General features: G+C 58.9%; 22 protein-coding genes. 19 read left to right on the forward strand and 3 right to left on the reverse strand.

From position 1 onward, the window contains the following. Positions 1–172: 172 nt before the first annotated feature. The 6 genes from tkt (at position 173) to pgl (ending at position 8535) form a co-directional block, all read left to right on the forward strand. Positions 173–2233 carry a transketolase gene (tkt, locus tag HY868_27200; GenBank protein ID MBI5305845.1) on the forward strand — a complete coding sequence of 687 codons (2061 nt, stop codon included), beginning with the start codon at positions 173–175 and terminating at the stop codon, positions 2231–2233. Positions 2234–2302: 69 nt separating this feature from the next. Further along, on the forward strand, positions 2303–2629 hold the full coding sequence (locus tag HY868_27205; protein MBI5305846.1) for an NIPSNAP family protein: 327 nt from the start codon (positions 2303–2305) through the stop codon (positions 2627–2629). Between the two features lie 81 nt (positions 2630–2710). Then, positions 2711–3163 (forward strand): RpiB/LacA/LacB family sugar-phosphate isomerase, encoded by a 453-nt coding sequence (locus tag HY868_27210; GenBank protein ID MBI5305847.1) that lies wholly within the window; start codon positions 2711–2713, stop codon positions 3161–3163. A 99-nt stretch (positions 3164–3262) separates the two neighbouring features. Beyond that, entirely contained in the window at positions 3263–6055 is a 2793-nt protein-coding gene (locus HY868_27215; protein MBI5305848.1) for a bifunctional transaldolase/phosoglucose isomerase, read from the forward strand. Between the two features lie 53 nt (positions 6056–6108). Beyond that, positions 6109–7641, forward strand: a complete 1533-nt coding sequence (gene zwf, locus HY868_27220) for a glucose-6-phosphate dehydrogenase (protein MBI5305849.1) — start codon at positions 6109–6111, stop codon at positions 7639–7641. Positions 7642–7737: 96 nt separating this feature from the next. Then, the gene (pgl, locus tag HY868_27225) at positions 7738–8535 is read left to right on the forward strand and encodes a 6-phosphogluconolactonase (GenBank protein MBI5305850.1); all 798 of its coding nucleotides are present in this window, start codon (positions 7738–7740) and stop codon (positions 8533–8535) included. Between the two features lie 57 nt (positions 8536–8592). Here the strand turns inward: pgl and HY868_27230 are convergent, their stop codons facing one another. After that, a complete protein-coding gene (locus HY868_27230) occupies positions 8593–11415 on the reverse strand; it encodes a helix-turn-helix domain-containing protein (GenBank protein MBI5305851.1) in 2823 nt (940 codons plus the stop codon). 321 nt (positions 11416–11736) lie between these two features. On the opposite strand from HY868_27230, the gene HY868_27235 reads away from it, so the two are divergent. From HY868_27235 to HY868_27295, 13 genes are all read left to right on the forward strand, one after another. After that, entirely contained in the window at positions 11737–11940 is a 204-nt protein-coding gene (locus HY868_27235; GenBank protein MBI5305852.1) for a helix-turn-helix transcriptional regulator, read from the forward strand. A gap of 14 nt (positions 11941–11954) precedes the next feature. Beyond that, a complete protein-coding gene (locus HY868_27240; GenBank protein ID MBI5305853.1) occupies positions 11955–12170 on the forward strand; it encodes a hypothetical protein in 216 nt (71 codons plus the stop codon). Then, the gene (locus HY868_27245) at positions 12167–12643 is read left to right on the forward strand and encodes a hypothetical protein (GenBank protein MBI5305854.1); all 477 of its coding nucleotides are present in this window, start codon (positions 12167–12169) and stop codon (positions 12641–12643) included. The genes HY868_27240 and HY868_27245 overlap by 4 nt, the downstream gene beginning before the upstream one ends. 409 nt (positions 12644–13052) lie before the next feature. Then, complete coding sequence (locus HY868_27250) at positions 13053–13871, forward strand: ABC transporter ATP-binding protein (GenBank protein MBI5305855.1); 819 nt, start codon at positions 13053–13055, stop codon at positions 13869–13871. 48 nt (positions 13872–13919) lie between these two features. Continuing rightward, the gene (locus HY868_27255; protein ID MBI5305856.1) at positions 13920–14468 is read left to right on the forward strand and encodes a GNAT family N-acetyltransferase; all 549 of its coding nucleotides are present in this window, start codon (positions 13920–13922) and stop codon (positions 14466–14468) included. Continuing rightward, complete coding sequence (locus HY868_27260) at positions 14465–15031, forward strand: GNAT family N-acetyltransferase (protein ID MBI5305857.1); 567 nt, start codon at positions 14465–14467, stop codon at positions 15029–15031. Before HY868_27255 ends, HY868_27260 begins: the two co-directional genes overlap by 4 nt. A gap of 158 nt (positions 15032–15189) precedes the next feature. Further along, the gene (locus tag HY868_27265) at positions 15190–16014 is read left to right on the forward strand and encodes an ABC transporter permease (protein ID MBI5305858.1); all 825 of its coding nucleotides are present in this window, start codon (positions 15190–15192) and stop codon (positions 16012–16014) included. Between the two features lie 86 nt (positions 16015–16100). Continuing rightward, positions 16101–17315: an MFS transporter gene (locus tag HY868_27270; protein MBI5305859.1), complete on the forward strand. Its 1215-nt coding sequence runs from the start codon at positions 16101–16103 to the stop codon at positions 17313–17315. A gap of 153 nt (positions 17316–17468) precedes the next feature. Beyond that, positions 17469–18437, forward strand: coding sequence for a hypothetical protein (locus HY868_27275; GenBank protein MBI5305860.1), 969 nt, complete (start codon positions 17469–17471; stop codon positions 18435–18437). A gap of 86 nt (positions 18438–18523) precedes the next feature. Next, a complete protein-coding gene (locus HY868_27280; GenBank protein ID MBI5305861.1) occupies positions 18524–19474 on the forward strand; it encodes a GNAT family N-acetyltransferase in 951 nt (316 codons plus the stop codon). A gap of 29 nt (positions 19475–19503) precedes the next feature. After that, entirely contained in the window at positions 19504–20853 is a 1350-nt protein-coding gene (locus HY868_27285; GenBank protein MBI5305862.1) for a GNAT family N-acetyltransferase, read from the forward strand. Between the two features lie 98 nt (positions 20854–20951). Continuing rightward, positions 20952–22598, forward strand: coding sequence for an ABC-F family ATP-binding cassette domain-containing protein (locus tag HY868_27290; protein MBI5305863.1), 1647 nt, complete (start codon positions 20952–20954; stop codon positions 22596–22598). Positions 22599–22693: 95 nt separating this feature from the next. Then, positions 22694–22918 (forward strand): hypothetical protein, encoded by a 225-nt coding sequence (locus HY868_27295; protein ID MBI5305864.1) that lies wholly within the window; start codon positions 22694–22696, stop codon positions 22916–22918. Positions 22919–23098: 180 nt separating this feature from the next. Here HY868_27295 and HY868_27300 read toward each other — a convergent pair whose 3' ends face one another. Together HY868_27300 and HY868_27305 are read right to left on the reverse strand one after the other, a co-directional pair. Beyond that, entirely contained in the window at positions 23099–23881 is a 783-nt protein-coding gene (locus tag HY868_27300; GenBank protein MBI5305865.1) for a 2-oxo acid dehydrogenase subunit E2, read from the reverse strand. A 57-nt stretch (positions 23882–23938) separates the two neighbouring features. Beyond that, positions 23939–25129, reverse strand: coding sequence for a hypothetical protein (locus HY868_27305; protein MBI5305866.1), 1191 nt, complete (start codon positions 25127–25129; stop codon positions 23939–23941). Between the last annotated feature and the right edge of the window lie 195 nt (positions 25130–25324).

The following is a 25324-nucleotide window of genomic DNA, read 5'->3' on the forward strand; positions in this document are numbered from 1 at the left end:
CGTATCACGGCGCGGATGGCTTTGAGCGCTGGGTCGGCTGGGGCATCTTGGTCGCTAACTTGGTCGTCATTGCCCGAACACTGCACAAGCGGCGGCACCGCAAACGTCATGCTCAAAACTGAATTTTCCAACAAGAACTAATTAGGAGAAATAGATCAATTTTGGAGAACCTATGACCACCCAACCACCCCCCCAGCTCGACCAACTCTGCATTAACACGATTCGCTTTCTCGCGGTGGACGCGATTCAAAAAGCGAACAGTGGACACCCTGGCTTGCCGATGGGCGGCGCGCCAATGGCGTACACACTCTGGACGCGTTTTCTCAAACACAGTCCCAGCAATCCGCAATGGTTCAACCGCGACCGGTTCGTCCTGTCCGGCGGACACGGCTCGATGTTGCTCTATTCGCTCTTGCACCTCACCGGCTATGGCGTCTCGCTCGACGACCTGAAACAATTTCGCCAGTGGGAAAGCATCACGCCAGGTCATCCCGAACGCGGACTTGCACCCGGCGTCGAAACGACGACGGGACCTCTCGGACAGGGGTTTAGCAACGCGGTCGGCATGGCAATCGCGGAAAAATTTCTCGCGGCGCGGTACAACAAACCGGGACACGACATCGTCAATCACTTGACGTACGCGATGCTCGGCGACGGCGATATGATGGAAGGCATCACCGCCGAAGCCGCGTCGCTCGCCGGTCATCTCAAGCTCGGCAAGTTGATTTGTCTGTACGACAACAACTACATCTCGCTCGCCGGCGCGGCGGCGCTCTCGTTCAGCGAAGACCGCGCGAAACGCTTTGAGGCGTACGGCTGGCAAACGATCAGCGTAGACGATGGCAACGATACCGCCGCGATTGAGCGCGCGATTCGCGCCGCGCAAGCCGAAACGACCATGCCGACCTTGATTCTCGTCCGCACGATCATCGGCTTTGGCGCGCCGCACAAACAAAACACGTTCGAGATTCACGGCGCGCCGCTCGGTCCCGATGAAGTCAAGGCGACGAAAGCAAACCTGGGATGGAATCCGGACGAATCGTTCGTCGTGCCCGGCGAGGCGCTCGAACATTTCCGCGAAGCAATTGACGCCGGAAAAAAATCGGAAAACGAATGGAACGCAAAATTCGCCGCGTACGCGAAAGAATTTCCGGAACTTGCGTCCGAGTTGCAACGCGCGCTCAAAGGTGAACTGCCGGCGGGTTGGGACGCGAACATTCCGATTTTTCCGGCGGACGCGAAAGGTCTCGCGACGCGCGCGGCAGGCGGTCAAGTGCTGAACGCGATTGCGAAAAATATCCCAACACTTATCGGCGGCTCGGCGGACTTGAATCCCTCTACGAATACCGCGATGAAAGGTCTCGGCGATTTTCTCCCACCCGGACTCGCGAACGGCGACACACAAGGCGCGGTCGGCGGCGGCATCGGTTACACAGGACGCAATTTGCACTTTGGCGTGCGCGAGCACGCGATGGGCGCGATTGCGAACGGACTGGCGGCGCATGGCGGCATCTTGCCCTTCACCGCGACGTTCCTCACGTTCAGCGATTACATGCGCGGCGCGATGCGCCTCGCCGCGATTATGGGGACACACGTCATTTTCGTTTTCACGCACGACAGCGTCGGCGTGGGCGAGGATGGACCGACGCACCAACCGGTCGAACACTTTGCCGCGTTGCGCGCGATTCCGCACCTCACTGTGATTCGCCCCGGCGATGCGAACGAAGTCGCGGTCGCGTGGCGCGTCGCCATCGAAACAAACGCGCCGGTCGCGATTCTGCTCACGCGCCAAAACCTCGCGACATTGGATCGCACGCAGTACGCATCGGCGGATGGCGTGCGACGCGGTGGGTACATACTCGCCGATGCCGCAAGCGGGCATCCTGAAATCATTTTGATGGCGACCGGTTCCGAAGTGCCGTTGATCGTTGGCGCGCAAAAGAAACTCGCCGAGCAGGGCATCGCCGCGCGTATCGTCTCGATGCCATCCTGGGAATTGTTCGACGCGCAACCGAAAGAATATCGCGATGCGGTTTTGCCGCCGAGCATTCGCGCGCGTCTCGCCGTCGAAGCGGGCATCACGCAGGGCTGGCACAAGTACGTCGGACTCGACGGCGATGTGATCGGCTTGGATCGCTTTGGCGCGTCCGCCCCGTTCGCCGTGATTTTCGAAAAGCTGGGATTCACGGTGGATAACGTTGTCGCTCGCGCGAACAAGTTGTTGGGACGTTAGATAGTTGGATAGTTGAATCGTTGGAATAGCCAACGACCCAACTATCCAACTACCAAACAAAGGTAAAACATGATTTACGAATTGCGAATTTATCACGCCACGCCGGGCAAGCTGCCCGCGCTTATCAAACGATTCGAGACGACGACGCTCAAGTTCTGGGAGAAACACGGCATTCGCCAAGTCGGTTTTTGGACCTCCATGATCAGCGAGAGCAATCAGGATTTATACTACATGCTCGAATGGACCGACCTGGGTGAGCGTCACAAAAAGTGGGACGCGTTTATGAGTGATCCGGACTGGAACAAGGCAAAAGCCGAAACGATTAAAGACGGCGAACTTTACACACACATCTCGAATGTCATTCTCGCGCCGACCGCGTTCTCGAAATTAAAATAATAATTTCACTGCGAAGGCGCCGAGGCGCGAAGAAGATGAAAAAAATCTTTTGCGTCTTGGCGGTAGAAGTTTGAGGTCGAAATGAAAATAGCAGTTGGCGCTGATCACGGCGGCTTTACGCTCAAGCAAACGGTGATTGACGAACTGACCAAACTTGGGCATACTATTGTGGATTGCGGCGCGCGCGCGTACGATGCCGCCGACGATTATCCGGATTTCGCGCGCGCGGTCGGCGCGGCGATTCAACGCGGGCAAGCCGAACGCGGTATCGTGTTGTGCGGCAGCGGCGTTGGCGCGGCGATTGCCGCGAGCAAAATGCGCGGCGTGCGCGCGGGGTTGTGTCACGACACGTACTCGGCGCGGCAAGGCGTCGAGCACGACCACATGAACGTGCTCGCGCTCGGCGCGCGCATCATCGGCGACGAACTCGCGCGCGAATTGGTGCGCGCGTTCGCGTCCGCGCAATTTTCGCTCGATCCGCGCTTTCAACGGCGGCTCGACAAGGTTATTGCACTCGAAAAGGAAAATTCTTGATTTTCGAGTGCCGATTTTCGATTACCAGACCAAAATCGCAAATCAAAAACATCGTCCTGAGCAAAGCGAAGGATCGAAAATCGAAAATAGGAGAACACGATGTCAACGAATCCACTTCTCGACCTGAAACAACTTGGACAATCCATCTGGCTCGACAGCATCCGCCGCTCGCACATCACGTCGGGCGGACTCAAGAAATTGATTGACGACGACGGCGTCGCCGGCGAAACGTCCAACCCGAACATTTTCGAAAAAGCGATTGCCGGCAGTCACGATTACGATGACGATGTGCGTGACCTGATCGCGGCGGGCAAGCGCGCACTCGAAATTTACGAAACGCTCGCGATCAAAGATGTTCAAACCGCGTGCGATGTGTTTCGCCCGGTGTACGATGCGACCCAGGGCGGCGACGGATTTGTGAGTCTCGAAGTCTCGCCGAAACTCGCGTACGACACCGCCGGCACGATTGCCGAGGCGAAACGTTTTTTCAAAGCGGTCAATCGTCCGAACGTGATGATCAAAATTCCGGGGACGCCCGCGGGCGTCCCCGCGGTTGAAGAATGTCTTTATAGTGGGTTGAATGTCAACGTCACGTTGTTGTTCGCGGTCGAAGCGTACGAGCAGGTCGCGTGGGCGTACGTGCGCGCGCTCGAACGCCGCGCGGCGGAGGGAAAACCGATTGATCGCATCGCGTCGGTCGCGAGTTTCTTCGTCAGCCGCATTGACACGCTCGGCGATAAATTGCTCGCGGACAAAATGAAAGCGACGACGGATCCCGCGCTCCAGGCGAAACTCGAAGCGTTGGGCGGCAAAGCCGCGATTGCGAATGCGAAGCTCGCGTACCAACTGTTCAAGAAAATTTTTGGCGACGCGCGTTTTATCGCGCTCAAGTCGAAAGGGGCGCGCGTGCAGCGACCACTCTGGGCGAGCACGAGCACCAAGAATCCAAATTATCCCGACGTGCTGTACGTCGAAACGTTGATCGGTCCCGATACGATCAACACCTTGCCGTTGGAAACGATTGACGCGTACCGCGATCACGGCAAGCCGCGCGTCACGATTGAAGACGCTATCCCCGGCGCGTTGCGCGTGTTGCAAGACCTGAGTTCGGTCGGCATCCGCATGCAAGCGATCACCGATCAGGTGCTCGACGAAGGCGTGGTCAAGTTCGACCAAGCGTTCGATCAATTGCTGGGTAGCATCGAAGCCAAGATTACCGCGGCGGCGAACGCGCGCCACAGCGCGAACCTCGGCAAGTTTGCGCGCGAGGTGGACGAGGCGCTCCGCGTCGCGCAGAACTCCAAGATCGTGCCGCGCATTTGGCAAAAAGACCCGGCGGTGTGGAAAGCGAAACCCGCGGAGCAACATGAAATCGTGGACCGTCTCGGCTGGCTGACGGTTGCAACGGAGATGCGAAAAAATATCGCCGACCTGCGCGCGTTTTCGGACGAAGTGAAACGCGCCGGGTACAAATCGGTCGTGCTGTGCGGGATGGGCGGCAGTTCGCTCTGCGTCGAAACGTTGCGCGACACGCTCGGCGTCGCGCGCGGTTTTCCGAAAATGTTCGTGCTCGATACGACCGATCCCGCGACGATTCGCGCGCTCGAACGCAAACTCGATGTCAAGCGAACGCTGTTCATCATCGCGAGCAAATCGGGCGGCACGGTCGAAACGTCGTCGCACTATAAATACTTTGCGAAACAAGTGTCCGCGCAAAGTTTTGTCGCGATCACGGACGCGGGCACCTCGCTCGATCAACTCGCGCAAGCGCAAGGTTTTCGCCACGTGTTCCGCAATCCCGCGGACATCGGCGGACGCTACTCGGCGCTCTCGTTCTTTGGTCTCGTGCCCGCCGCGTTGATGGGGATTGACTTGGATCGTCTGCTGACACGCGCGGAAGAAATGGCGCGCGCGTGCGCGAGCGACGCGAATCCTGGGTTGTGGCTGGGTGTGGTGTGGGGCGCGCTTGCGAAACACAAACGCGACAAGATCACCGTCATCACCTCGCGTGGTCTCGAAACGTTCGGCGCGTGGGCGGAGCAACTCATCGCAGAATCTACCGGCAAGGAAGGCAAGGGGCTGACGCCGGTGGACGGCGAGCCGCTCGCGCCGTCGTCGCAGTACGGCGATGATCGCGTGTTCGTTTATTTGCGATTGGCTGGCGCGAAGAACGCCGCGCTCGACCGCAAAGTGACCGCACTCGAAGAAGCCGGGCAACCGGTCGTGCGTTTGCACATGCGCGATGTGTACGATGTGGGCGCGGAATTTTTCCGCTGGGAATTTGCGACCGCCGTCGCCGGCGCGCAGATCGGCATCAACGCGTTCGATCAACCGAACGTGCAAGAATCGAAAGACAACACCAAGCGCGTGCTGGCGACCAAGAAACCCAAAGCCGAAAAACCGGTTTGGAAGAACAAGCAGTTCGAAGTGTTTGCGACCGAAAAAATGTCCAAGGTCAAAACGCTGCGCGACGTGTTTCGCGCGTTCATGGCGCACGCGCAGCCGAACGATTATTTCGCGCTAATGGCGTACGTCGAGCGGTCGCCGAAAAATCATCGTGCGTTGCAAGCGATACGGGTCGGGGCGCGCCGCGCGGGCAAACTCGCGACGACGTTGGGTTTCGGTCCGCGCTTTTTGCACTCGACAGGACAGTTACATAAGGGCGGCGCGAACACCGTCCTGGGTCTGCAAATCGTCGCCGACGACGCGGCGGACGCGAAAATTCCCGGCGAGGCGTACTCGTTCGGCGCGCTCAAACGCGCGCAGGCGCTCGGCGATTGGCAAGCGCTGCAAAGTCACAAACGCCGCGCGTTGCGGGTGCGCGTGAAACGCGGCGGGTCGCTCGCGCAACTGGCGAAGGAATTTGTAAATGCGTTGAAGGAGCGGAAATAAATTGTAGGGGCGGGGTCACCCCGCCCCTACAACTTGACGGACGAGGTAATTAGATGAATCCAACCGATAGCACTGTCACACCGCAACTGCGCGTCGGCATGACGCCGCAACGTCTGCCGCCGCCGGCTGCGCTCGTCATCTTTGGCGCGACCGGCGATTTAACGCAACGCAAACTCGTGCCGGCGTTGTTCGATTTGTATTGCGACAAACGCTTGCCCGAAGGATTCACCATCGTTGGATTTGCGCGCCGTGAAAAAACGAGCGACGAGTTTCGCGCCGAAATGCGCGAGGCGGTCGCGCAATTTGCGCGCAACAATTCGATGAACAATCCCAAGTGGGATGTGTTCGCGCAAGGATTGTTCTATCATCAAGCCGAGTTCCACGATCTCAACGGGTGCATCTCGCTTGCGAAATTTTTAGAGCGCGTGGCGACCGAGCGCGGCACCGGTAGCAATGTGTTGTTCTACCTCGCGACCGCGCCGGAATACTACGCGCTGATCGTCGAGCAACTCGGCGCGGCGAAGCTGGCGCGCGCCGAGTACGGGTGGCGGCGCGTCATCATCGAAAAACCGTTTGGCACGGATCTCGCGAGCGCGTACGAATTGAATCGCGAGGTCCTCGCCGTCTTTAACGAGTCCCAGGTCTATCGCATTGATCACTATCTCGGCAAAGAGACGGTGCAAAATATCTTGGTCTTTCGCTTTGGCAACGCAATTCTCGAACCGTTGTGGAATCGCAATTACATTGATCACGTGCAAATCACCGCCGCCGAATCGGTCGGCGTGGAAGGGCGCGGCGGGTACTATGACGCCGGCGGCGCGTTGCGCGACATGGTGCAATCGCATCTCTTACAGTTGATGGCATTGACCGCGATGGAACCGCCGGTGTCGTTCGACGCGACGGCGGTGCACGACGAAAAAGTCAAAGTATTGCGCGCGATTGATATGCTTTCGCCCGATGAAATCAACAACCAAATCGTGCGCGGGCAGTACTCGGTGAACGGCGCGACCCCAGGTTATCGCGAAGAACCGCGCGTGGATCCAACCTCGTGCACCGAAACGTTCGTCGCCTTGAAACTCGCGATCAATAATTGGCGATGGGCGGGCGTGCCGTTTTATCTTCGCACCGGCAAACGTTTGCCGCGCCGCGTCACCGAAATCGCGATTCAATTCAAAGCGGTGCCGCATCCCTTGTTCGCGCAACAAGTCGCCGAGGGCGTCGAGCCGAACGTCCTCGCGATCCGAATTCAGCCGGACGAGGGCATCCACTTGAAATTCGCGGCGAAGCAACCGGGGCAAGCGATTCGTCTGCGCGATGTCAACATGGATTTTTATTACAAGACCGCGTTCGGCAGTGTGCCGGGCGAAGCGTACGAAACGCTCTTGCTCGACGCGTTGCGCGGCGACTCGACGCTCTTCAATCGCAAGGACGAAGTGGAAATCGCGTGGTCGCTCGTCACGCCGATTTTGGAGCAGTGGCAAAACTCGCCCTCGCCGACATTCCCGAATTACGCGGCGAATACCTGGGGACCACGTTCGGCGGATAACTTGCTCGCGCGCGATGGGCGCGTCTGGCGAGAACCGTGAGGCGGATTTGCGATTTGCGATTTCTGATTTCTGATTTTTCAATCGCGGATTGCGAATTGCAAATCACAAATCGAAAATCAAAAATCGAAAATTGTAATGGACGATCCCGAAATCCAAATTGTTTCTGATCGCGGTGCGCTTGCGCGGAATGCCGCAACACGTTTCGTGTCGCTCGCGCGCCAAGCGATGGACGCGCGCGGGCAGTTCGCAGTCGCCTTGTCCGGCGGTTCGACGCCGCGCGATTTGTACGCGTTGCTCGCGACGCCGGAAATTTCCGCGCAAGTAGATTGGTCGCGCGTGCATGTTTTCTTTGGCGACGAGCGCGCGGTGCCGCCCGATCACGCGGACAGCAATTTCAAAATGGCGCACGATGCGCTCTTTGCGCGCGTGCCGCTGCCCGCTGAAAACATTCATCGCATCCGCGCGGAACTCGCGCCCGATGTCGCCGCGCGCGAGTACGAAAACGAGATGCGCGCGTTTTTTTCTCCCTCCCCTGCAGAGCGAGAGAGACTTGGGATGGAGGTTGAAACTCCCTCCCCTGCGGAGCGGGGGAGGGTCGGGGTGGGGGTTCTTGATTTGGTTCTTCTCGGTCTCGGCGCGAACGGACACACCGCGTCGCTGTTTCCGCACGCGCGCGCGTTGCGCGAGACGGAACGCTGGGTCGTCGCCGAGTACATCGCCGAAGTGAAAATGAACCGCATCACGTTGACCGCGCCGGTCATCAACGCGGCGGCAACTATTCTGTGGCTCGTCGCGGGCGCGGACAAAGCGACGACGGTGCGCGAGGTTATGCGCGGCGCGTTCCGTCCAGACGAATTGCCCGCGCAATTGATTCGCCCGCCGAACGCGTCCGTCGTGTGGCTGCTCGACCAGGCGGCGGCAAGTGAGTTGTAAAAATACCGGGAGGATCAAAAAACCAGGTTTCTCCAAGAAACCTGGTTTTTGTTGGTTTTACATCCAGATCATTTGCGGCAATTCGATCAACGGCGGTGGCTGGTTCGCCGCGTGGAGCAATCGCTCCGCGCGTTCCGCGTTGTAGAGCAAGCCCGCAGCGCGCGCGCGTTCGGCAACCTGGGTCGCGATTTTATTCACGCGCGCCGGGTCGCGTTGCGCGAGCGCGAGCGCGGCAAGCGCCAACTGCCGATCCAGTTCCATCCATAGCGGCACATCCCCCGACGGTTTGGCGAGCAGCGGCGCGGCGTGGTCCGCCTTGCCGTCCGCGATCAACGCGAGCGCGAGCGTCGTTTGCAAACGCAGACGCACGGCGATCTCTTGTTGCGCGGGCGGCAGTGCGAGCGCGGCGCGCAACGTCGTCTGCGCTTCGCTTAGTTGCCCCTTGAGCATTTGCGTGACCGCGAGTTTGTCGCGCAAGTAACAGCGCATCCGTCCTTCGAGCCAGCTCTCCGAATCGCGCACGACGCGCGCGATCAACGCGTGCGATTCGTCCACGCGCCCAAGCGCGATGAGCACGGTCACACGCTGATTCTCCGCGAGCGTCAGACCTTCCTGATCCTTCATCTGCCGCGCGAGATCGCACGCCTGATCGAGCCGCGCGAGCGCGGTCGCGTAATCGGTCATCGCGCGATAATTGTTCGCGGTGTGGGTGAGGAACGTGACCACCGCGTACGTGTCGCCCAGCGCCTCCGCGCGCGCGAGCGCGTGATTCCGCATCTGCAACGATTCCGCGACCTGACCCAGGTCGTAGAGCATTCCCCCGACGCTCCCTAGCGCGCTGATTTCAAGATGCGCCAACCCGACCTGGTTCGCCAATTCGCCAGTGCGTCGCCAGAGATCAATCGCGCCGGCGTAATCGCCGCGCGAGCGTTTGAACGATCCCAGTTCATAGTACGCGCGCGCGCGAATCTCATCCGCCAAGCGCGAGGAGACGCGCGCCAACTCGTTCGCCAATTGCAGCGCCTCTTCCGCACACTGTTCGCCTTCGTCCATCCGCAGCAGTGAATGCAAGTAACTGCTCGCGCTGATTGCCAGGCGCGCGCGCAACAAGGTGTCGTGCGGCGAAATCAGTTCGAGCGCGCGCGCGGTGAGTTGATACGCTTCGGCGCGTTGACCGCGTTGGCTCAACCGATTGGCGAGCCGGCGCATGATGTCTGCGCGCACCGCCGGCGCAACATTCGCTTGCTCCGCGAGCGCGAGCGCGTCGCGATAACTGGCTTCCGCGTCCGGCGCACGCACGGTGAGCAAAAGCAAATCGCCGCGCGCAACCAACAAGCGGCGGCGCGTTTCCGGTTTGAGCGCGGCGTGGCGCGGTTGTTTGAGCATCGCTTCGATCACTTGTGCGGCGGCGAGCGCCTGACCGTTTTGGAACAAGGTCTCGACCTGATTCGAAACCAAGTCCACCGCGAGCGTGAGTTGCCCGGCGTGAACGCGATGATGCGCGGCTTCGAGCACATCGCCGCGCGCATCGTACCACTCGGCGGCGAGGCGATGCAAGCGGCGGCGGCGCGGTAGATCGGCGACGAGCGCGTGATAAAAATGATCGCGCACGAGTGGATGCAACGACGCGTGCATCGGATGTTGAATCAGATGACGGCGTTGTAATTCGCCGACCGCGCGGCGATAATCGAAATGCTCATCTGTGCCGCGCAACAACTCGACCAGACTTTCGTCACCCAGGTCAACGGGCTGGCGAAAGATCGAGAGGAGCGACGCGAGCCGCGCGGTATTCGCGGGCAAGTGGCGGAGCACCGCGTCGAGCAAGTACGTCGCGACCTGGGGTTGACGTTCCAGGTGCGCGATAAATCGCGTTGCGTCCGCGTCGCCGCGCGCGCCGCGCAATTGTCCGACCGCGAGCCGAATCAACATGGGACTGCCGCCGGTCTTGTTCCACAAACGTTCCACGAGATCGGGCGTGAGCGCGCCGCCGATCAACGCGATGAGCGCGTTGGCTTCCGTCGGCGCGAGTCCTTCCATTGGCACGGTGATGACGTTGGGTAGCGGCACGTCTTCGCGGCTGATGAACAGCAGATTGCAAAACGCGGACGCGATGAGATGTTGAAAAACCTGGGTGATATCCGAATCGTTCTGCACGAGTTGCGCGTTGTCGAAACAGAGGAGCGGGCGGAGCGGCGTCAAGCCCGCGCTGATCAAACTGATTTTTTGATCGAGGCGCATCGGCGTTTCGCGGCGTTCGCGTAAGATCGGCTCGGCGCGCGATTGTCCGCGCGCGACGAGAAAGAGCGCGAGGCGCCGGAGAATCGCGTCCACCGAAGTCGTGACCTCGGCGGTGAATGTGAGCCAAAAGACGGGTTGCGTTTGCGCGCACTCCCGCGCGAGCGCGGCGGACAGCGCGGTCTTGCCGAGTCCCGCCATCCCGACGAGCGCGAGGCGATGATGCAGGCGCAGTTGCGCGCGCAGATTCGCGAGCGCGGCATCGCGCGGAATGTTGGGCGTGGGCGGCGCGGGAATATCTTCGAGCGCGCCGAGGTCTTCAATCGTTTCGGTTTCGGATTGAACGATGGTGCGCTGAATCGTCAGACGATTTGTCCGCGCGGGTGTGGCGGCGAGTTGCATCAAGCGCGCGGCGAACGCCGGTTCGTTTTGCAAATCGAGCGCGGGCACGAACAACGCGGCAATCGTCGCCTGGTCGGGTAGCCAGCGGTTTTGCTCAAAGCGGCAAATCTGCGCGACGCTGTACCCCGCCGCGGTCGCCAGCTCTTGTTGCGTGAGTTGTGCGCGGCGACGCAGAAAGCGCAGCAGTTCGCCAAACGTGTCGAAGGATTCGGGTGTGATTGCCGATTTGCGGGTGGTTGTCATTGGAATGGCGATATTTTCTACATTTGCGAATGAATTGTCAAACGATTGGCGTTAGAAAGCCGCAAGAAAAATGGTGGGCGGGTGACTATGAAAAAAATGTCAACTATCGCGCCGCGAATTTTGGTATAACACAGGCAGATTGTAGGGCAAGTTTCTAACTTGCCCAGGTAGGGACAAGTTGGGAACTTGCCCAGGTAGGGACAAGTTGGGAACTTGCCCAGGTAGGGACAAGTTGGGAACTTGCCCAGGTAGGGACAAGTTGGGAACTTGCCCAGGTAGGGACAAGTTGGGAACTTGTCCTACATTTCGGAGGAGGGCAAAATGAATCACCTTAGTGCGCGCGAACGCGAGATCATCGCCTTGGTCGCGACGGGCGCGAGCAATAAAGAGATCGCGTACCAACTTGCGCTTAGTAGCAAGACAGTGACGAATGTGCTGACGCGCGTGTTTGCAAAAACGCAAACGCGTTCGCGCACCGAATTGGCAGTGCGTTGGGTCCGTTCGGCGCCGATGGCGACCGGCTAGAAAGGATGCTGGCGATGGCGCGAGTCATCCGGCGGGTACGCAAGCTCGTGACGACGGAAACGTGGACCATCACCTGGGACGACGCCGGCGAATCGTTCATCGCGATTGCGTCTCCCGTCCATCACACCCGCGTCTCTATCGAAATTATCGAACTAGGCGATCCTGCCGACGATCAACCACACTGGTTCGACGCGGGAGTACCAATCACACAGGTGGAGGAGGTTCTATGAATGGCAAGTTTTTTCTCGTTGCCTTTGTCGCGTTCATCGTGATGTCCTTGAACGCATGTGGTGTGTTGAGCGGCGCGAGCGCGGCAACGATCAACGACGTGCCGGCGTATCCCGGCGCAAGCGAGTTGAAAGCGGGCGATAGTCGCGTGGGCGATACGCTCGCCAAGAACATGCAGGGCGATGCCGCGCTGCGGCAAGCGATGGGCGCGGGCGGCAAGATGGAGCAAAAAGGTTTCGTCATGCCGAAAGAGGCGACGTGGGACGCCGTGAAAAGATTCTACGACGACAAGTTGAAAGCGGCGGGCTGGGGCGACAACGGTATGGTGAGCAACGTGCTCGCGCAGGTGAATCAGCAAAACGAAATGACGCAAACCGCGCTGTACTTGCGCGGCAATCAAAACCTCGCGGTGATCCGCATCGTAGATCCGATCTCGAAAGACGCGATGTTGATTGTGTCGCTTTCAACACGGTAACGGGAATTCCAAATCGGCGCGTAGTGGCGAAGCATTTGCATGAAACTCTTGGCTTGGGCAGATTGCTTTTCAAATGGAAACCGGCTTGTTCAAGAATCAAATCGTGGCAAATGCTTCGCCCCTCCAAGACCTATTTGACTTGGCAGGCAATCTGAGTATAATGCGGTCATTCTAACGAAAGGAGCAATGGGATGGTGTACTACAACCTTATCGGCGGTCTGAAGGGAGTTTTCACCCTGCCGTAGTGCGCCCATTGCCGGAATGATGTAACGGTTTCGCCGTGGGTCGCATTACGCCCACGGCGATTTTGTTTTTTGCGCTATTTGCGCGCGTGTTTGCCGTGGGTTCTCTGTGACTCACGGTTTTTTTATTCCTGCGTGTCCAACGCAGGGTCCGTTGGAGGTTTACGATGTCAATCGCGATTGCTCTCGAAATGCAGAACGTCTCCAAAAGTTTTGTAACCGCCGGCTGGAATCCGTTCAAGCGCGGCGATGCCGCACACAAACCGGTGCGCGCGGTGGATAACATTTCGATTCAAGTCCAACGCGGTGAAATCCTCGGCGTGCTCGGACCGAACGGCTCTGGCAAATCCACATTCATTCGCTTGATTTCGACTCTGCTCGTGCCCGATACCGGACGCGTGACGATTTTCGGTCACGATGTCGTACGCGAGGAACGCGCGGTGCAGAAACTGATCAACCGCGTGTCGGTCGAAGCCGCGTTTTTTAAGAAACTGTCGCCGCTCGAAAATCTGATGTACGGCGCGCGCTTGTACGGTTTGGACGGTACGGACGCGCGCGCGAAAATCGCCGCGATTCTCAAGCGCCTCGATGTGCGCGCGGGCGCGATCAACCAGCCGATGGAAGAAATGTCGCGCGGGATGCAACAAAAGGTTGCGATCGCGCGCGCGTTGCTCACCGCGCCGGTCTTGCTCCTGCTCGACGAACCGACGACGGGACTCGACCCGCGCAGCAAGCGCGAAGTGCAAACGCTCGTGCGCGAATTGCGCGACCAGCACGATGCGACCATCGTCCTGACGACGCACGACATGAGCGAAGCGGACGCGCTGTGCGACCGCATCGCGATCATCGCCGACGGCAAAATCGTCGCGCTCGATACGCCGGACGCGCTCAAACGATTGGTCCATCGCAACGCACACCCGCCGACGCTCGAAGACGTGTTTATGCAATTGACCGGCAAGCAACTCAAAACAGAGAGTGACGTGTGACGGGTGGCGCGTAACGAGTGACGTAACAAATATTTTCGGAGATTCAAAATGCAAACACAACTTTTTCAAGGTACGCTCATTCGCCTCGGCGCGCTGGATGCCGACCGCGACGCGGAGATCGAATCGCGCTGGACGCAGGACGCGGAGTACGTGCGGATGCTGGGCGTCGCGCCGATTCGCCCGCGCTCGCCCAATCAAATCAAAAAGCAGTACGAAGAAATCGCGAAGAACGAACGCCAGTTTCATTTCGCGATTCGCGCGTGCGACGACGACCGGATGATCGGATTCGTGCGGCTCGCACGCATCGAGTGGACGCACGGCATCGCACTGCTCACGTTCGGCATCGGCGACGCGGACGCGCGCGGCAAGGGCTATGCGCGCGAAGCGTTGACACTCGCCCTGCAGTACGCGTTCGACGAACTTAACTTGCATCGGGTCGCCGCCCAAGTGCCCGATTACAACGCGCGTGCCAAACAGATACTGGAACGCGCCGGGTTTGTGCTCGAAACGCGTCGCCGCGAGGTGATTCATCGCGATGGCAAACGGTGGGATTTGTTGGGATACGGCATTTTGCGAAATGAATGGAGTCAAAAATGAATTCGACATTGTTGCAAGGTGAACGCGTGCGACTTGCCGCGGCGAACGCGGACAAGGATGCTGAAGTGGTGGCGCATTGGTCGCGCGATTCGGAATACGCGCGCTTGCTCGATACCGACCCGGCAACACCGCGTTCGACTCCGCAGACCAAAGAGAGCATTCAAAAGTGGATGGAGAACGACGATCCCACCAGTTTCGGTTTTATGATTCGCACGCTCGCCGATGACAAGCTGATCGGTTTTGTCGGTTTGAGTGGCATCAGTTGGTCGTCCGGCGATGGCTGGGTCGGTATCGGCATCGGCGAACGCGACTATTGGGGCAAAGGGTACGGCACGGACGCGATGCGTGTGCTCCTGCGTTTCGCCTTCACCGAACTGAATCTTCATCGCGTTTCGCTGAGCGTGTTCGGTTACAACGCACGCGCCATGCGCGCGTACGAAAAAGCCGGTTTTCGGGTCGAAGGGCGTGCGCGCGAACTCATGCGCCGTGAGGGTGGGCGGTACGATGTGATCTGGATGGGGATTTTGCGCGCAGAATGGGAAGTGGTAAATGGTAATTCGTAATTACCATTTACCTTTTACAACACCTTCGCCAAAATCATAAATTCATCCGCGAATAACGCGAATGAATTTAAAAATTAGCGGAGATTCGCGTTATTCGCGGATAAAAAAACGGGTGAAAACGATTTGGCGAAGGTATTGTTTTACCAAGAGGATAAAAAATGACGGCACTCGTCTACGAACTCAAAGCAAGTTACGCGTTCATCGAACGCAATATCAATATCGTGAAACGATACTGGGCGTGGGAGATCGTATGGTTGTTCTACTCGATCACCAACTCGCTCTCGGTTGCGTTCATCGCGCCCGGCGTCGGCGCGTTGAGTAACGCGGCGGTGGACAGTCACTATCTCGTGCTGTATCTCATCATCGGCACGATTGTGTGGCGCTACCTCTCGGTGATTTTCTATTGGCTCACCGACATCATCGGGATGGAACGCTGGGAAGGCACGATCGAGTACACGCTGATGGCGCCGATCACGCGTCTCACGCATCTCGCCGGGCACACCGCGTTCGCGGTTGTGTACTCGATGATCCACACGGCGGTCATTCTCGGCATCACTGCGCTCTTCTTCGAGATTGACCTATCGAAAGCGAATCTTATCGGCGGCACGCTCGTGTTGCTCGTCGGTAGCATTTCGTTCATCGGCGTCGGCGTCGCGGTCGCGATCCTGCCCTTGCTCTTTCCGGAAAAAGGACAACAGATGACGCACGTCATCATCTCGTTGTTGTTGCTCGTGTCCGGTGTGTACTATCCCGTGACGGTGTTGCCGGGCTGGTTGCAAGTCTTCGCGCGTTACTCGCCCGCGACGTACGTGCTCGAAGGTTCGCGCGCCGCGTTGCTCGACGGCGCGCCCACGCTCGCGCTATGGCAGTACATCGCGCCGCTCATCGTGATGGGCGCGTTGCTCGTGCCGCTCGGCTTGTGGATGTTCCGTACCGCGGAGCAGTACGCCAAGCGGACGGGGAAACTGAAACGAAATGGATAGTGAACAGTATTCAGTGTTCAGAATTCAGTATTCAGAACTGGGTGACTGAACACTGGACACTGAAGACTGAAGACTGAATACTGGGAATGAAGAAACCAGACGCCTACACAACCTACTTGATGATGAACGGCGCGGATGGCGCAATCTCGTCGCTGATCTTCACCGTGAATATGATCTATCAAGCGACGGTGGTCGGACTCGATCCGTTGCAACTCGTGCTCGTCGGCACGACGCTCGAACTGACCGCGTTCATCTTTGAAGTTCCAACCGGCGTCGTCGCCGATGTGTACAGCCGGCGACTCTCGGTCATCATCGGTTACATCCTGATCGGCGTTGGTTTCATCATCGAAGGAGTGTTTCCGGTTTTCGGCGCGGTGCTGATCGCGCAAATAGTCTGGGGCATCGGTTACACGTTTACCAGCGGCGCAACCGAAGCATGGCTCTCGGATGAAATCGGTGAGGCGAACGCGGGACGCGCGTTTCTGCGCGCATCCCAGGTCGGACGATTCGGTACGCTGATCGGCATCGCGGCGAGTGTCGTGCTGGGAAATGAACGTGTCAACTTGCCAATCATCGCAGGCGGTGTGGCATTCATCGTGCTGGGAATTCTTCTCGCGTGGTTCATGCCGGAAACCGGGTTCGCGCCGACGCCGCGCGGGAACCGCAACTCGTTTCAACAGATGTGGCACACGTTCCGCGCAGGCATCGCGATGGTTCGCAAACGTCCTGGGTTGACGCGAATTCTCGGCATCGGTTGGTTTCACGGTTTGTACAGCGAAGGCGTGGACCGGTTATGGACGCCGTTCCTGTTGGTGTTCACCGTTCCAACTTTCGATGGGCTGACGACGGTGACCTGGTTCGGCATCTTGCGTGTCGGCGGGATCGTGCTCGGTATCGCGGCGAGCGAAATCGCGCACCGTCGCGTCAAGATGGAGGATGAAAACGCGATTCGGCGCGCGTTGTTCGCGATCAATATCGCGATGATCGTCGCGCTCGCCGCGTTCGCGGCATCGTTCGATTTCTGGTTCGCGGTCGTGGCGTACTGGTTGTGGTCGGCGTTACGTCGCACGTTCGGCAGATTGTATACCGCCTGGGTGAATCAACAACTCGACTCGCAGGTGCGCGCGACGGTGCTCTCGATGAGTAGTCAGGTGGACGCGCTCGGGCAGATCGTCGGCGGTCCGCCGGTCGGTTTAATTGGCGATCTCGTTTCATTGCGCGCCGCGCTCGCGGCAAGCGCGGCGATTCTGTCGCCCGCGCTCGCGTTGTTCGCGCGCGCGTCACGTAGGGCAAATTTCTAATTTGCCACAATCAATGGGCAAATTGGAAATTTGCCCCACAGGAGGAAACTATGCAAGCGGAAGAACAATTTCAATTCGACGTATCGATCAACCAAACGAATTGGGCACGGTGATGTTGAACGAAAGCACCGCCGTGCTGACGGGGCTTTCAAAATGAATTTCGACACAACTCGCGAGGCGTATCTCGACGACGACGAACCAAACGCGCGACACCATCAACGCAAAGGCAAACGCGTGAGCAAGCCACCGAAACGCGCAGACGCGCCGCTCGGCAACGTGACGATGTTCGACCCAGTTGCACAACTCGGAATCGAGACCGAGTTCAATCCGACGTTTCACGCGTCGCGCTTTGAACGCGCGTGGATTCTCGAATACCTGGGTCCGTTCTACGAAGACCACTACATCGCGGATGTGTTGCGCCAGGTCAAGGGTGGCAAGGAAGCGACGGTGTATTGTTGTCTCGCCGATCCGCGGATGGAGCTACAACACCTCGCGGCTAAAGTGTACCGTCCGAAAATCTTTCGCACGCTCAAGAACGACGCCGAGTACCGGCAAGGACGCATGATACTCGACGAAGAGAACCAGGCGATTCGCGGGCGGCGCGAAAAACTCGCGATGCAAAAAAAATCCGGCTATGGGCAAGGACTGTTGCACGATGCGTGGCTCGCGAACGAATACCAGGCATTGGTGAAACTGCATGCCGTCGGCGTCGAGGTGGCGAAACCGATCGCGCAAGGCGGCAACGTTATCTTGATGGAATATCTCGGCGAAGCGCAGATGCCCGCGCCGACATTAAACGCGGTCCGTCTCGCGCGCGAAGAAGCGCAGCCACTGTTCGACCGCGTCGTTCACAACGTCGAAGCGATGCTCGCGCACGCCGTCGTGCACGCCGACCTGTCCGCGTTCAACATTCTCTACTGGGACGGTGACATTCGCATCATTGATTTTCCGCAAGCCGTAAACCCGTACGTCAATCCGCAGGCGTTCGCGATGTTCGAACGCGATGTCGCGCGCGTGTGCGAGTACTTTGCGCGGTACGGCGTAGAGGCGAACGCGCGGCAACTCGCGCGCGAACTGTGGAAGCGGAACGTCAAGCGCGATTCGAGCGAGGTGTTTTTATAAGCCACGACTGCCGACCACTGACCGCCGACCGCCAATTTCAAAAGCGGCGGTCGTCGGTCGGTTGTCGGCGGTCAAAGGAAGATAATATGCAAATTCGCGGCTTCACACCGAACGATTACGCCGCGATTGCGGAAATCAACAACACGTTTTGGACAGAAGAAAAACTGACGCCAGAACAATGGCAGAGCGACGACGCGAATCGTCCGCCGCACTGCGCGCACGCGCGCTGGGTCGCCGAGGTGGATGGTCAGGTTGTCGGGATGGGCGAGTACGATCAAATCGCCGGGCGGTATCATCCCGACAAGTACTGGCTGCGCGTCGAAGTGCTCCCGGCGTTTCAACGACGCGGCATTGGCGCGGCATTGTACGACACCGTGATGAACGCGGTGACGCAACGCGATCCCTGGCTCGTGCGATTCGCGCTGCGTGAGGATATGGACGCGAGTGTGCGTTTTCTCACGCAACGCGGTTTTGCCGAAGAGTGGCGCTCGTACGAATCGCATCTCGATGTCACGCGCTTTGATCTCGCGTCACTCGCCAACGCGGAGGACAAACCGTACACGCGCGGCATCGCGATCAAAACGTACGCCGAACTCGCGCACGACCCGGCGCGCGATGAGAAACTGTACGACCTGTTCGAGGACACGCGCGCGGATACCGCGTTCATCGAACCGCTAACGCGCACCGAGTACGCGCGCTGGCGCGAAATGTTCCTCACGAATCATCGCGCGAACCTTGCCGCGTTTTGGGTCGCGGCGCGTGACGGCGAGTACCTGGGTTTGGCGATGCTCGCGGCGGCAGAGCCAGGCGAACAAATTGACACGCGCTGGGTCGGCGTGCGGCGCGACGCGCGACGATGCGGCATCGCGCGGGCGTTCAAGAAACGGATGATCGCGTACGCGCAAGCGCACGGGCATCCAAAGATTCTGACCGTGACGAATTCGCGCAACGCACCGGTTATCGCGATGAACCAAAAACTGGGTTACGTGGATCAGCCCGCATGGGTGTACTACATTAAAACCTTGCGAAGGATGTGAAACCTTCGCAAGGTTCTGGAGAAATCACAATGAGTCTCAAAGCACAAACCTTGCAAGCCCAAATCCAATTCGGATTGATTGAACTGCCGCGTCCACTCGGCGACGGTTTGGTTCTACGCACGGCGACGCTTGCCGACGTTGAGCCGCTCGCCAAGTTCAGCGGCGAAGTGTTTGGACGCGATCACTTTGACGAAAATGCCGCGGCGTTCACGCGCGAGTACATCACCGCGCATCCCGCGGTCGGCGCGTCGAACGTCTTCCTCGTCGAGGACACGGTCGCGCACAAAATCGTTTCCACGATGTTGTTGATTCCGCAGACCTGGTCGTACGCCGGCATTCCCTTCGCCGTCGGTCGCCCGGAAATGGTCGCAAGCGATCCGAACTATCGCCGGCGCGGCTTGGTGCGCGAACAGTTCGACACGTTGCACGCGCTCAGCGCGGCGATGGGACATCAGTTGCAGGGCATCACCGGCATTCCGTACTTTTATCGCCAGTTTGGGTACGAGTACGCGCTCGACCTGAGCGGCGGCAAGTTGCTCACGTTCGACGCGATTCCCGGACTGAAAGCAGGCGAGCCGGAACCGTACCGTTTGCGCGCGATGACGTACGACGATCTTGCGTTCGCCCAGTCGCTCTACGCGCGCGATTGCGCGCGGTCGCTCGTCGCGTGTCCGCGCACCGACGCGTACTGGCGATACTTGCTCGACGTATCGCCCGATTCGTACTGCAAGTGTCCGTTCAACATCATCGAAAACGCGGAAGGACGCGCGGTCGGCTATGTCGTGACCACGCGTGAGTTGGGCATGAATGCGTGGTATGGCACGTTCGAGTTCGCGGTGATCGAAGGACAATCCATGCGCGCAGTGATGCCGACGGTCTTGCGCGCAATGAAAGTGATGGCGCTCGACGAGGGCAAAAAGCAGAACAAGGAAATCAAGGGACTCTACCTGAACCTGGGTCGCGCGCACCCGGCGTACGACGCGATGCCGGAATTGCCCACGCGCATGCGCTCGGTGTACGGCTGGTACATTCGCGTCACCGATGTGCCGGCGTTCATCCATCACGTCGCACCTGCGCTCGAAACGAATCTGCAACAATCCGCGTTCGCGGGTCATACCGGCGAAATCAAGATCAACGAGTATCGTGGTGGGATGCGCTTGATTCTCGACAAGGGTAGTGTGCGCGCGGAGACATGGCAACCCATCGAGCACGAAGCGGACGCAGGTTTTCCGCCGCGAGTGTTTTTGCAATTACTGTTCGGTCGCCACTCGATGACGGAATTGCGCGAGGTCTATCCCGACGCGTGGGCAAAGGACGATGCGTGGTTCTTGCTTGACGCGTTGTTCCCGAAGCGCGGTTCGTTCGTGATCCCGGTGTGATAGGGCAGAATTCAGAATTCAGAAATCAGTGTTCAGTATTCGGTATCCAGTTCTGGATACCGAATACTGAACACTGAACACTGGCAACTGGAGATGCGATGCTCCAAATGACGCGCCTTACCAAAACATACGGCATCCAAACGATCCTCGACGACGTGTCGTTCATCGTGAACGCGGGCGAACGCGTCGGGTTGATCGGACCGAATGGGTGCGGCAAGACGACGCTGCTACGAATTATCGCGGGCATCGAGCAACCGGATCGCGGCGTCGTGAGCGTGCGCGCGTCGCTTGGCTATCTCGCGCAAGGCATCGCGCTCGACGACACGCGCACGCTGGGCGAGTTCGTGCGCGAGGGCATGCCAGGATTCGACGCGGCGCGTGCGCGCGTCGAATCGCTTGCCGCGCGGATGGCGCAATCGTCGTCGGACGAACTGCTCGCCGAGTACGGCGACGCGATGGCGCGGTTCGACGCGCTCGGCGGTTATGCAGTCGAGCCGCGTTGCGAAGAAATTCTCGCAGGGCTGGGTCTGGATGTGCCGCCAGAGACGCCGCTTGCCAAGTTGAGCGGTGGGCAACGTACGCGTGCGGGGTTGGCACGATTGCTGCTCGCCGAACCGGCGTTGCTGTTGCTTGACGAGCCGACGAATCATCTCGACATGGACGCGCTCGAATGGTTGGAGCGATTCATCGTGCGGTATCGCGGTGCAGCGCTCATCGTTTCGCACGACTGGGCGTTTCTCGACGCGACGGTGACGCGCATTCTCGAACTGGACGACAAGACGCATCGCGTTACCGAGTACGCCGGCAACTATAGCGATTACGTCGAAGCGAAAGCGCGCGCGCGCGAAAAACAATTCGAAGCGTGGCAAGACCAGCAAGACGAAATCGGACGCTTGCAAAGCGCGGCACGGCATTTGCGCGGCATCGCGCAGTTTCGCAAGGGCGGCAAGGCAGACAGCGGCGACAAGTTCGCGAAAGGATTCTTTGCGAATCGCGGTCTCGAAACGGTTCGCCGCGCGAAACAAATCGAACGACGCGTCGAACACCTCTTGACGGATGAACGCGTCGAGAAACCGGCGCGCACGTACGAAATGAAGTTGGATTTCGGCGCGATGCCGCGCGGCGGACAAATCGGCGTGACATTGGACGACCTGGGATTTGCTTACGACGAACGATGGTTGTTTCGTCACGCGAATCAAACGTTGCGACACGGCGAACGTATCGCGCTCGTCGGCGCGAACGGGTCGGGCAAGACGACGTTGTTGCGCGTCATCGCGGGCGAACTCGCGCCGACGGAGGGGAGCGTGCGAATCGGTGCGAATGTGCGGCTGGGTTATATGCCGCAGGAACAAGAAACCCTGGATGCAGACGCGACACCGATTGAACTGATTCGCGCGCTCAAGCCGATGGACGAAACGGCGACGCGCCACTTGCTCCACTTTTTCTTGTTCACCGGCGACCAAGTGTTTACGCGCGTTGGCGCGCTGAGTTACGGCGAACGCGCGCGCTTGCTGCTTGCGCGTTTGGTCGTATCGGGTGTAAATTGTCTCTTGCTCGACGAGCCGATCAATCACCTGGATATTCCCTCGCGCGCGCGGTTCGTCGCCGCGCTCGACGCGTTTCCGGGGACGGTGCTCGTCGCGACACATGATCGCGCATTCATTGATCAATTCGCAACCGGCATCTGGTCGGTGCGTGAAGGAACGCTCAAAAAATATCTCGACCGTGCGGAAATGAGTCGCTAGGTTCGTAGGGCAATTTTCCAAATTGCCGTCCTGGGTTGAAGCGCGGACGAAGCAGGCAAGTTGGAAACTTGCCCCACATTTTCAAAGGAGTCGCCATGCAATCATTGGTTACCGGGATCATTTTCACCGTTATCGGTATTGTCGGAGTTGCCGGAGGAGTGCTGGGTTGGCAAATCCTGCTCAATCCCGCGCACAACTATAGTTTCATTCGAAGTCTCGGACCGACCGGTATTCGTGCGTTTTATATCGTCATCGGATTGTTCATCTTCGGCGTCGGCATTGCGCTGTTGTTGGGCGTGTTGCAGTTTACAAGCCGGTGATCCGCGCGCATCTCAAAAAGTGAAAGCGATTCTCGTAGCGAGAACCGCTTTTTATTTGCATGACGTTATCCGGAATCTCCTGGTTGTCCACGAAGGACGCGAAGAAACACGAATTTACTGTTTCAGTTTGGTGTCCTTCGTGTCCTTCGTGGATGAAAAAATCCTGATTTCGGAGCATGTCTATAAATCCAATCCGTCCGCGCGCTCGACGCGTTCGCCGAACGCGCGCGCGAATCGCGCGGCGGGCGCGCCGTCCACAATATCGTGATCGAAACTCAACGTCACGTCGAGGTACTCGCGCGCTTCGATTCGTCCCTCTACGATACCTGGCTTTGCCGATACACTGCCGACCGTCAACGCGAGCGTGTGCAACGGCACGATCCCAATGCCCCAGCCGGTAGTACGCGCGAACATTCCAATCGAAGTGACCAGGGTCGTGCCCGAGGTTCGCTTGAGCCACTGTGGATTGCGCGCAGCGATTTGAAAGAACCAGCGCCGGAGAAAACTGGGGACGTACAGACCCAGGCGCATCAATCGCCCCGAGCGTTGTGCGCTGCGCGCCGGACGCTGTTGCACCGCGCGCAGTTCGTCGTGAATCGCGCGGAACGATTTGCGATTCGCCGCGCGGACGATGTGCGGAATCGCGACGCCGCCGGCTTTTGCTTCGATCAACGTCACGACATCCACGTCGTCGAACACGATGAGGCGATTGCGCCAATCGCGATACGCCTGCACGTACTTGTGTTCGACGATTGTCTGTGCGAGGCACGCGACGAGAAACGCGGTAAACGAAAACGATTCGCCTGTCTCGGTTTTGTGATCGCGCATCCACGCGCGGACGCGCGTCACATCTATCTCGACCAAGCCGTGAACGATGTGTCGTTGCGCGCCGACCGCGAGCGCGTCCACAATCACCGCGCGCTCGCGCGAAAACGGCATGATGGTGAATTTGTCTTTGCCCATATTGGTTGTTTGGTGATTGGGTAGTTGGGTGAACTATCTAACTACCCAACCACCCAACTACTTCCACGTCTCATTGATCGCCGCGACCCAGTCCGCAACCGCGCTCCGCAACGCGATTTTTTGTTCGATGTGAATGAACTTGCCGGTGTAACTCGACGCCGGCAACTGGCAGACCTGATTCGCGGGTACGTTGTTGAGCAATCGTCCGGTGACGTTCTCGGTCGCGTAGAGCGTGCACGGCGGTTGTTCGCCAAAAACCGTCACAGTCCATTTCGGTTGGCGCTTGAGCACGTTTGCGCGCAGTTCGAGCATTTTGTCGCCGGGCTTGGGCGCGACCTGGACGCCGTAACTCATAAACGCATCCACGTTCGGACAGGTGGACGCCGCCATCCCGTGAAATTGAATCGCGACCCAATCGGATTTCGCGGGCGTGTAGAAATCGAACAACGCTTCACTCGTGGCTTGGAAAAAATTTGCCGCGTTGTGCGTTGCATCCGCTTCGCCTTCACTCGTGTTCGAGCAGGCGCTTCGCTTGGTGTTCGCATCGCGATGGGAACCGGCGAGCAAATACGTGCGCGCGTTCGTCCCTTTGAAAACGCCGATGGCTTCTTTGTCGGTGTCAATATCCGCAAGTGGGTGCGGCGCTTGAATGTTCAACTCGCGCGCGGGTTTGTTGTTGACGATGAACGTGCCCCAGCCGCGATCAATCGTGCCGTTGCTGTTCTCGTCGAGCACTTCGAGCGCGACACAGTAACTCGCGTTGTTCGCTTTGTCTTTGAATGTCGCCACCGAATAAATTTTGTCGAGCAGCGCCGGCAATTTGATGTCGTCGCACTTGCCCGCCAACATTTGCGCCGCGACTTGTTTCCAGTCGCTCAACGCCGTGTCGCTCGGTACGCTAAATCCTTGCGTGTCGCGCCGTGGCATTTTCGCCACGACGCACGCGATCAATTCTTCGAGCGTGCCTTGCGTCGCGCACACCGCGTTTGGCGCGAACGTTGGCGCGGGCGATGCCGCCGCGACGGTCGTCGGCGTGACGACGCGCGTCACAGTCGGTGAAACCTGGGTCGCAGTTGGCGCGACAGTGGGTACAGTCGTCGCGGTTGGCGGAACCTGGGTCGCGGTCGGTGGCACGCGCGTCGCGGTTGGTGGAACCTGGGTCGCGGTCGGCGGAACAGGTGTCGCGGTTGGCGTCGGCGCGCACGCGGCGAGCAGAACGATCAGCAAAGTAATTGTGATGCGGTTCATGGATTGATCTCCCCAAAACATGTTCGTCGTGATCGGTTTGGGCATTGTGGTGTTCGCAAAACGGAGTTGTCATTGCGAGGGCGATTTTTGCCCGAAGCAATCCCCAAGCAACTAAACTCCAGAACGACGTGGGGGTTGCTTCGTCGCAAACTGCGCTCCTCGCAATGACACATTCACGCGCACTATCGCACTATC

Source organism: Chloroflexota bacterium (assembly GCA_016219275.1).
Taxonomy (GTDB): Bacteria; Chloroflexota; Anaerolineae; order UBA4142; family UBA4142; genus JACRBM01.